Raw genomic sequence first — 8,145 nt, 5'->3', positions numbered from 1 at the left:
ATGCGGGCAGGGACGCGACAGACCCCGCTGTTTGAATCACTGTTGCCGCGCGAGCTGGCTGGCGCGCAGCGCAGTGGGTTGAACAACCGCCGACAAGCGCTGCCAGTCAAGGCGGTGCAGTGTTTGACGACGCTGGGCCGAAAGACTCGGGCTGCGCTTTTCCAGTTTCCCGCCGGGCTGCATCGAATTGGCCAAACGTTTGGCCGGACTCAATCTGATCGGCGATTTTTCTGTCAGCAATTTGCTATAAAAGTTATAGCTGCCTGTGGCCGTACTTCCTGGACTACAGGCCTATTTATCTGGTGAAAGAGGTGTTTGAGAACTTTCGCCGCCAAGCGCCCCGCCAGACGGCTCCATCTGTTAAAACAGAAGGTTGCCGTTTTTGGTCACTTCCGGTCCTCCCCTGATGCCTACTTCCGTCCCCGTTTCCACCGCCGCAGCGCCAGCCGCCCACCCCCTCATCCACTGGACTGAGGCTTCCGCAACGCGGTCCGCGCGATGGCGCTCCGAACGAGGTGCATTGCCGCCAAAACGCGTCGTGCTGGCCGATGACACCATGTCCGCTGACACGGCTTACCGGCTGGCATGCGAAGGCACAGGCCTGCTCTGGCGAGGCGACTTTCAAAATGCCAGGCAATTGGTGCAAGCGCTGGCCCGCCGGATTGACAAGCCGCCCAAAGCCTCCAAACAGGCCCGGGTCGAGCGTAAAAAAATTGCCGATGCAGCCGTCTCTGGCGTGCCAGCGGGGCAAGCCTTCCACCTGCACCGCCAGGCCCAGTCACAGCGTGCGCGGGTGCTGGGCATGGTGCTGATCGAGTTCGGCGCGGACTATAGCATTGCACTGCGCCGCGCACCTGATGCCAAGCCGGCTTGCACCGAGGCCTGGGGGCCTGCCGGTGAGGGTGAGGCGGCGGGCGCTTGTGTCGCCTCGCTGCGTGAGTTGATGGGCGTGATCAGCGCGCACGAGTGGCGTAAAAAAGGCGTTGAAATTCCGGCCCTCGGCAAGGCGCCGAACAACCGCATCCACCCGCACTACGGCGTGTTTTCACCGGTGCGGGGCGAGTACGTGGACCTGGTGGCCAACGCTCCGCTGCCAACCATCCGGCCCGGCAAGTTTGTCGCCTTTGACATCGGCACCGGCACCGGCGTGCTGTCGGCCGTGCTGGCCCTGCGCGACATCGACCAGGTGGTGGCCACCGACCAGGACCCGCGTGCGCTCGAGTGCGCGCGCGAAAACATTTACCGCTTGCGCCTGCCGAACCCGGTCAAGGTGATGCGCGCTGACCTGTTTCCCGAAGGTTTGGCATCCGTCATTGTCTGCAACCCGCCGTGGCTGCCGGCCCGCCCCGGTTCACCGCTGGAAGGCGCTGTCTACGACGAAGACAGCCGCATGCTGCTGGGATTTTTAGAAGGTCTGGCGAAGCATCTGGCGCCTGGCGGCGAAGGCTGGCTGATTCTGTCCGATTTTGCCGAGCACCTTGGCTTGCGCTCGCGTTCTGAACTGCTGGCGGCGATTGAAGCCGGTGGCCTGAAGGTGCTGGGGCGGATTGACGCCACGCCGGATCATCCAAAAGTGGCCGATGAAAGCGACACGCTGCACATGGCGCGCGCTGCCGAACTGACTTCGCTCTGGCGTTTGGCCGTCATTTAGGATTTAGGTAGACATCAGGCGCCTCTCATGACCATTCTGCTCGCGCCCATGGAAGGCCTGCTCGACTTCGTGCTGCGCGACATTTTGACGCGGGTGGGCGGCATTGACCGCTGCGTGTCCGAATTCATCCGCATCACCGACCAGTTGCTGCCAGAGCGAGTCTTCACCCGCATCGTGCCCGAGCTGCACACCGGCGGGCGCACGCTGGCGGGCGTGCCGGTGCGCGCCCAGCTGCTGGGCTCCGATGCGGTCTGCCTGGCCGAAAATGCCGCCCGGCTGGCCGGGCTGGGACCCGCCGGCATCGATCTGAACTTCGGCTGTCCGGCAAAAATAGTCAACCGCCATGGCGGCGGCGCGTCACTGCTTGACGAACCCGAAACCATCGCCGCCATCGTGTCGGCGGTACGCCGCGCCGTGCCCGCCGGCATGCCGGTGTCGGCCAAGATGCGACTGGGTTACAACGACGATTCGCGCGCGGTGGAGTGCGCGCTGGCGATTGCCGAAGGCGGCGCTGACGAGCTGGTGGTGCATGCCCGCACCAAGGCGCAGGCTTACCGGCCGCCGGCCTACTGGGGACGCATCGCCGACATCCGCGCCGCAGTCAAAATTCCGGTGGTGGCGAATGGCGAAATCTGGACGCTGGACGACGCTCGCCGTTGTCGCGAGGCTTCGGGATGCGACATGCTCATGCTGGGCCGTGGGGTGGTCACCGACCCCGGTCTGGGCCTGGCCATCAAAGCGTCGATGCACGGCTCAGCAAAGGCCGCGTCAGCGGGAATCGCCTGGCCCGAATTGCTGCCCTTGCTGGCCGAGTTCTGGCGCGTCGTCTGTACCCGGCTCGATGTCCGCTCGCGCGCCGGCCGGCTCAAGCAGTGGCTGAATTTCTTGCGCCGCCGTTTTCCCGAGGCTGAAACGGCTTATCAGCAGCTCAGAACAATCAATGATCCCGCACTGATTGATGTCTGGCTGGCAGGTGTGTTGCAGGCGCAGTTTGCTGGCGAGAATTCGACAAACGATATCGAAGAGATGGCGTCATAGCTTTTTTGGGTAGGGCGAACTGATACCGCGAAATTATTGGCCAGCAAAGAGTTCAATTCTTGCCACAATCCTGCTATTTCCCGATGACTTCCATTTCACCCGCCCGGAGGTCCGACCCCATGAAAATCGCCAGCATCCGCACGACGCCTGTTCTTGCCCCCCTGCCCCGGGCGGTGCGTACTGCTTCGGGCACCATTGACCGGTTTCCCCTTGTCTTGATCGATGTGAGCACCGATTCAGGTTGGGTGGGCCGCGCCTACGCGCAGGTCTACCTGCCCGAGCTGCTGCCGGCGCTGGAGCGAGCCGTGGCCAGTCTTGCGGATATGACCATTGGTTTGCCGCTGGCGCCCCGTGATGTCCACGCTCACCTGCTGCGCCGTTGCCGGCTCTTCGGCATGAAGGGACTGTTGGGCGTGGCGCTCGGTGGACTGGACATGGCGCTGTGGGACGCATGGGCGCGCGCACGCGGGGAGCCGCTGGCTCGAGCGCTCGGCGCCGAACTGCGGCCGCTGAGGGCTTATCACAGCGTCGGCCTGTACGACGCGACAGCGGTGGTGGCGATCGCACAGGAGACCCTCGCGGCAGGTTTTTCAGGTCTCAAGATCAAGGTCGGCTTCCCAACCTTCGCCGAGGACCTGGCCGCCGTCCGCGCGGCCAAGCGGGCGCTGGGCAACTCAACAGCGCTCATGATCGACTACAACCAGTCGCTTACGCTGCCGGAGGCGATGGCGCGCTGCAAGGCCCTGGATGACGAGGGGCTGGAGTGGATCGAGGAACCGGTGCTCGCCGACGATCTGGAGGGCTGCGCCCGCATTGCCGAGGCCCTCACCACGCCGCTGCAGATCGGCGAGAACTTTCACGGGCCGGCTGAGATGCGCGCGGCAATTGCCGCGCGTGCCTCGGATCTGGTCATGCCGGACGCCCAGTTCATCCACGGGGTTACTGGCTGGCTCGAAGCGTCGGCGCTGGCCCGGACAGCGGGGCTTCCCATGTCCTCTCACACATTCGTTGAAGCGAGCGCGCAGCTGCTGTGTGCGACGCCGACCGCGCATTGGATCGAAGTACTCGACGCCGCCGGCGGGCTGCGACATGCGCCCTTGAACATCAAAGACGGCATGTTGATGCCCTGGGACACGCCGGGGATTGGGCTGGAGTGGCGCGAGGACAGGGTCGCGCGGCACCGGGTGTGACGCTGCATGGCAGCTGTTGAGGCAACGGCAAATCCGACGGGTAAGAGCGATAGACAAATGACGGGATTTTTTTTCTCTGTCACCGTTAGAGGTGAAATTTTGGCGGTTGGCCATGATGGTCAATCAGTTTCGTCGCACGCGTGCAAGGGTGCTGGCCTTCACCGAACGGCGCTTTGTCTCTGAGCGTGGCATGGCAAGTCCGCGCCAGCTTGCGGGCCAGTGCACAGGCCAGGCGCTCACTGCCTCGCGGGTCAACTCGGTAATCTCGAATTGCACCGGCCGGGCGGTCTACCGTGACAAGCGGGCGGGACAGTAGGGGCACTGGGGGGCTGAAGTGCTTGCGGACACATCGCCCGACATCGCTCAGGCTACTGCGGGCTGCCACTTCACCGAGGTCTGAATCGGGCGAGAATCCGGGTTCCGGCAAAACGGCCCCTGATGGCCATCAATCTGATTCACCACCGAAAGCATCCATGACCAGCGCAATTTACACCGCCTCGATTCCCGTTTTCAAACAAATGCTGGGTGGTCTCAGCGAGGTTTTGGCCAAAGCTGAAGCGCATGCTGCGAGTAAAAAAATCGACCCTAATGCGCTGCTGCAGGCGCGCCTGTTTCCGGACATGTTTGCGCTGCTGCGCCAGGTTCAGGTGGCGACCGATTTCGCCAAAAGCGTGTCAGCCCGGCTTGCCGGTGTTGAGCTGCCCAAGCTGGAAGACACCGAGCAGACCTTTGCCGAGCTGCAGGTGCGTATCGCCACCGTGCTGAAGTTTATTGAAGGCCTGGATGCGGCCAGTTTTGACGATGCCGCCACGCGCCAGATCGTCACGCAGGCCGGCACGGCCAAGGAAAAGCGTTTTACCGGCCAGTCTTACCTGTTCAATTACGGACTGCCTCACTTCTTTTTTCATACCACCACGGCCTACGCCATCCTGCGCCACAACGGCGTGGAAGTGAGCAAAAAAGACTACATCGGCACTTATTGAAAGTGTGGGGGCTTTGCAGCATGCCCAGCCGGCAGCGAAAAACTCGTGCGCGCTTTTCTTAGTCAAACAAGCCGCTGGTCCAACAGGAACGGTTACATCAAGCTATTAAAAAAATAGCTTGCCATTCAAGCCATTCGGCCCTTGTTTTCGACCACGGCGCAGCCGGTGATGCGCCATTCCTTGTTCTTTTGCCGCTGCAGGCTGTAAATGGCCAGCCATGCGTTGCCGCCCGCATCGAGCATCTGCACACGCTGAATCACCTGGTCGCCCTTGAGTTCCGGCTTGAGGAAAGCCACCGACGCGGGGCGATAAACCATCGGGTAGTCGCGCCGCACCATGGCCAGAAACGCCGATGCCGAGCCCACAGCCTCGCGTACATTGCCGGCGGCAAAGGAAAATGCCCTGGCGGCATCATCTTTAGCCAAGGCGGCAAGCTGTCCCTGAACCACCGAGCGAACGTTTTTCTCATCGGCGGAATCGAAGGGCGACGCGTGGGCAGATGCCAGCAGCGTCAATGCCGCGACGCCCGCGGCCAACAGCCCGACCAGATGCGCCACAAAAGAACGTGAGCCGGTTTTCATATCGTCGCCTCCATAAGACCCAGATCGCAGAATCCCCATGATGCCGCAAAGCGTGGTCTTTTCCTATACGCAGGTTTTGCTTGCACGGATGCAAGGGCGAGCAAGAAACCAGCAGCGAAATCTGGCGCGCTTCGTGTTCGGTGTTAAAACTTGCCCTGGTTCAACCTCATACACGGAGTCATATGGACAGCACCCGCAGCGCCGAGTGGTACGCGCAACTCGCCAAGCCTTTCTTTGCACCGCCGTCCTGGGTATTTGGGCCGGTCTGGGCGGTTCTCTACATCGTGATTGCCATCAGTTTCGGCTTTGTGCTGCTGCGGTACCTCAAGCGCCGTCTGCCGTTTGCCGTGTTGCTGCCCTTCATCCTGAATTTGTTGTTCAACCTGGCTTACAAGCCCATCCAGTTTGGCCTGAAAGACAATCTGCTGGCGAGTGTTGACACTTTGCTGGTTTTGGCGACGCTGCTTTGGGCCCTGCTGGTCATCTGGACCCGCGCGCGCTGGGTTGCCCTGGTCAATATTCCTTATCTGCTCTGGGTGGCGTTTGCGACGGTGCTTCAGCTTTGCATCACCTGGCTCAATCGCTAGGGGCCGGTGAGGCCCGCGACGTCGAAAGCGGGCATAACGATCCGCTGGCGGGCAGTTTCCCGGCCTCGCCCTGCGCCCTCATTGCTTCGTCGTGCCTGCCTGCCCTGTGGAGTTTCTCCCGTCGACGCGCAAGACCTTGAGCTGGCTCATATCGGCGGGCGCCAGCCGGGATTTGCTTGAGAGTTTGGCGTCAATCGCCTTCATGCCGGTCGGCCGGTTGTCGGCAAAGGCCCGTGTTGACGTGGTCAGAGCCATGGCTGCGACGATGAGTGTCATTTCAGCCTCCCGCGAGCTTCAGAAAATGCAGGCCCATCAATGGGGGCAAAAAATGCGGTCCGGCAACCGGGGAAAGCCGTGGCTGGCAGGCCGGTTGTTACAAGTGCCCGACGCCGCCGGCAAAAAGGGCGGCTGCAGACTGGCTCTAAAATCGGATTGATCTAAAGCCTGTCGCGACTGAACTGTTACCGGTCCGGTACACGGCTGTTCGGCAGCCACCACCATCTCACCTCACCTGTATTGGGTAAATGCATGTCCCTTGAAGTTATTGAAGCCCAGACGGGCGAAAACCCGGTTGCGACCATTCTCATCATGCACGGCCTCGGCGCAGACGGGCGTGACTTCGTGCCGGTTGCCGAGCAGCTTGACCTGTCCAGCGTGGGGCCGGTGCGCTTTCTGTTTCCCAGCGCGCCGGTCATGCCTGTCACCATCAATGGCGGCTACCAGATGCCCGCTTGGTATGACATTCTGGGCGTTGACCTTGTGAGTCGGCAGGATGAAAGCGGGCTGCGCCAGTCTCAAGCGTCCATAGAGGCGCTGATTGCCCATGAAAAGTCGCGCGGTATTGCGGCAAACCGCATCGTGGTGGCTGGTTTCTCTCAGGGCTGCGCTATGGCGCTCATGACTGGCCTGCGCCACGGCGAGCGGCTGGCCGGCATTGCGGGGCTGTCAGGCTACTTGCCGCTGGCCGACAAGACGGCGCTGGAACGCAGCGCGGCCAATCAGGACGTACCAATTTTTCTGGCCCATGGCTCGCGTGACGGCGTGGTGGCTTTACCTCGCGCCATGGCGACGCGCGACGCGCTTACCGCTCTGGGCTACCCGGTGGAGTGGCATGAATACCAGATGGAACATTCAGTCTGCCCGCAGGAAATTGCCGACCTCGGGCAGTGGCTGCTTCGCGTGCTGGCCTGAACCCTGAACCACCAGGAATCGGGAAGAAGAAAGAGGGAAGAGGGAAGAGGGAATGGGTAAGAGCAAACCCAATTGCATGCCGGTTGCGCTCAGCGCCACCGCCATGCAGCGGTGTTTCAAAGCGGAGACGGCTGCGTTTTTTCGTAGTCGACCGGGCCGTGGCTGGCTGCTGCACGGCTGATCTCGCGGTCGCGAATGAAAAACAACTGGTTGAGGTCTTCCAGGGTATCGTTTTCGGGCGTGGACGTGACCGGCAGAGTTGCCGGACTGGCTGGAGTCACCGCAGTCGCCTGTTGGGGTGGCGCCGGTTGCTTCGCGGGCTCCTGCCAGAAGGATTTATCGGGCACGCTGGTGTAGGGGCAGGAGTCGGTCATTTCGAGCTGCCATGAAATGCCATGCAGCCACTGACTAGCCTGTGGCTCGAAGCGGGCAATGTCAGCCAGCAATTCGTTCTGGAAGGCCTGGGCGTGGTTCATCAGCCGGACATCCCATTGCTTGATAACCAGGCGAACATAGAGCCCAGCGCCACGACTGGCACTGTTCACGACCAGCATTTGCAGTTCAATCCATTGCGGCGCTATGCCGTGCCGCCGGATCATGTCGCGGAGCAGCACAAGCACCAGCTGCCGCCGCATGGCATTGTCGGAGCCGTCTTCGATGGTGACCGGATTTTCGGGGCTGGGCGCGGGCTCTTTCGGAACGGACCTGGCCTGAGGTGCCCTGCCCAGCAACCGGTGAATCAATGTGTTCATTCTTTTATCCTTACCGAGTGGCGATTCGAATCCGGAGGTTTCCGGGCTTTGTCTTGCGAAAATTTGCAGCCGACAGTTGGCCCCACGCGAAAGCTTTTTGATGGTCGTTGAGCCGCCCGGACAAGTCAAGAAAGTTTCTGCACCATGGCTGCAATACGTCGCTTGGCACCTA

The 8,145-nt window shown here is 61.7% G+C and carries 10 protein-coding genes; 7 read left to right on the top strand and 3 right to left on the bottom strand.

Translation table 11 applies throughout. The annotated features are described in order from the left end of the window. The first annotated feature begins 406 nt into the window (after positions 1 to 406). The 5 genes from HHJ19_RS12990 (at position 407) to HHJ19_RS12970 (ending at position 4,862) form a co-directional block, all read left to right on the top strand. The gene (locus tag HHJ19_RS12990; RefSeq protein WP_296908076.1) at positions 407 to 1,651 is read left to right on the top strand and encodes a class I SAM-dependent methyltransferase; all 1,245 of its coding nucleotides are present in this window, start codon (positions 407 to 409) and stop codon (positions 1,649 to 1,651) included. Between the two features lie 27 nt (positions 1,652 to 1,678). After that, positions 1,679 to 2,689 (top strand): tRNA-dihydrouridine synthase, encoded by a 1,011-nt coding sequence (locus HHJ19_RS12985; protein ID WP_296908074.1) that lies wholly within the window; start codon positions 1,679 to 1,681, stop codon positions 2,687 to 2,689. Between the two features lie 119 nt (positions 2,690 to 2,808). After that, positions 2,809 to 3,879: an enolase C-terminal domain-like protein gene (locus HHJ19_RS12980; protein ID WP_296908072.1), complete on the top strand. Its 1,071-nt coding sequence runs from the start codon at positions 2,809 to 2,811 to the stop codon at positions 3,877 to 3,879. A gap of 112 nt (positions 3,880 to 3,991) precedes the next feature. Further along, positions 3,992 to 4,195, top strand: coding sequence for a hypothetical protein (locus HHJ19_RS12975; protein ID WP_296908070.1), 204 nt, complete (start codon positions 3,992 to 3,994; stop codon positions 4,193 to 4,195). Positions 4,196 to 4,352: 157 nt separating this feature from the next. Further along, on the top strand, positions 4,353 to 4,862 hold the full coding sequence (locus HHJ19_RS12970) for a DUF1993 family protein (protein ID WP_296908068.1): 510 nt from the start codon (positions 4,353 to 4,355) through the stop codon (positions 4,860 to 4,862). A 125-nt stretch (positions 4,863 to 4,987) separates the two neighbouring features. Here HHJ19_RS12970 and HHJ19_RS12965 read toward each other — a convergent pair whose 3' ends face one another. After that, entirely contained in the window at positions 4,988 to 5,443 is a 456-nt protein-coding gene (locus HHJ19_RS12965) for a DUF4864 domain-containing protein (RefSeq protein WP_296908066.1), read from the bottom strand. A gap of 182 nt (positions 5,444 to 5,625) precedes the next feature. Here HHJ19_RS12965 and HHJ19_RS12960 point away from each other — a divergent pair, with 182 nt between their 5' ends. Beyond that, on the top strand, positions 5,626 to 6,030 hold the full coding sequence (locus HHJ19_RS12960) for a TspO/MBR family protein (protein ID WP_296908064.1): 405 nt from the start codon (positions 5,626 to 5,628) through the stop codon (positions 6,028 to 6,030). A gap of 78 nt (positions 6,031 to 6,108) precedes the next feature. On the opposite strand, the gene HHJ19_RS12955 is transcribed toward HHJ19_RS12960, so the two are convergent. Further along, positions 6,109 to 6,306 carry a hypothetical protein gene (locus HHJ19_RS12955; protein ID WP_296908062.1) on the bottom strand — a complete coding sequence of 66 codons (198 nt, stop codon included), beginning with the start codon at positions 6,304 to 6,306 and terminating at the stop codon, positions 6,109 to 6,111. Between the two features lie 252 nt (positions 6,307 to 6,558). On the opposite strand from HHJ19_RS12955, the gene HHJ19_RS12950 reads away from it, so the two are divergent. Beyond that, positions 6,559 to 7,221 carry an alpha/beta hydrolase gene (locus HHJ19_RS12950; protein ID WP_296908060.1) on the top strand — a complete coding sequence of 221 codons (663 nt, stop codon included), beginning with the start codon at positions 6,559 to 6,561 and terminating at the stop codon, positions 7,219 to 7,221. Between the two features lie 116 nt (positions 7,222 to 7,337). On the opposite strand, the gene HHJ19_RS12945 is transcribed toward HHJ19_RS12950, so the two are convergent. After that, entirely contained in the window at positions 7,338 to 7,973 is a 636-nt protein-coding gene (locus tag HHJ19_RS12945; protein WP_296908058.1) for a hypothetical protein, read from the bottom strand. Positions 7,974 to 8,145: the final 172 nt, after the last annotated feature.

This window comes from Polaromonas sp. (assembly GCF_012927415.1).
Classification (GTDB): Bacteria; Pseudomonadota; Gammaproteobacteria; order Burkholderiales; family Burkholderiaceae_C; genus Polaromonas.
Note: the sequence above shows the minus strand (reverse complement) of the source record. Positions and strands in the feature narration are given on the sequence as shown.

Excerpts from the sequence above, each read along its gene's own strand:
- HHJ19_RS12955 (WP_296908062.1), bottom strand. The coding sequence starts at position 6,306 with ATGACACTCATCGTCGCAGCCATGGCTCTGACCACGTCAACACGGGCC.
- HHJ19_RS12980 (WP_296908072.1), top strand. The coding sequence starts at position 2,809 with ATGAAAATCGCCAGCATCCGCACGACGCCTGTTCTTGCCCCCCTGCCC.
- HHJ19_RS12985 (WP_296908074.1), top strand. The coding sequence starts at position 1,679 with ATGACCATTCTGCTCGCGCCCATGGAAGGCCTGCTCGACTTCGTGCTG.
- HHJ19_RS12950 (WP_296908060.1), top strand. The coding sequence starts at position 6,559 with ATGTCCCTTGAAGTTATTGAAGCCCAGACGGGCGAAAACCCGGTTGCG.
- HHJ19_RS12965 (WP_296908066.1), bottom strand. The coding sequence starts at position 5,443 with ATGAAAACCGGCTCACGTTCTTTTGTGGCGCATCTGGTCGGGCTGTTG.
- HHJ19_RS12945 (WP_296908058.1), bottom strand. The coding sequence starts at position 7,973 with ATGAACACATTGATTCACCGGTTGCTGGGCAGGGCACCTCAGGCCAGG.
- HHJ19_RS12990 (WP_296908076.1), top strand. The coding sequence starts at position 407 with ATGCCTACTTCCGTCCCCGTTTCCACCGCCGCAGCGCCAGCCGCCCAC.
- HHJ19_RS12960 (WP_296908064.1), top strand. The coding sequence starts at position 5,626 with ATGGACAGCACCCGCAGCGCCGAGTGGTACGCGCAACTCGCCAAGCCT.
- HHJ19_RS12970 (WP_296908068.1), top strand. The coding sequence starts at position 4,353 with ATGACCAGCGCAATTTACACCGCCTCGATTCCCGTTTTCAAACAAATG.
- HHJ19_RS12975 (WP_296908070.1), top strand. The coding sequence starts at position 3,992 with ATGATGGTCAATCAGTTTCGTCGCACGCGTGCAAGGGTGCTGGCCTTC.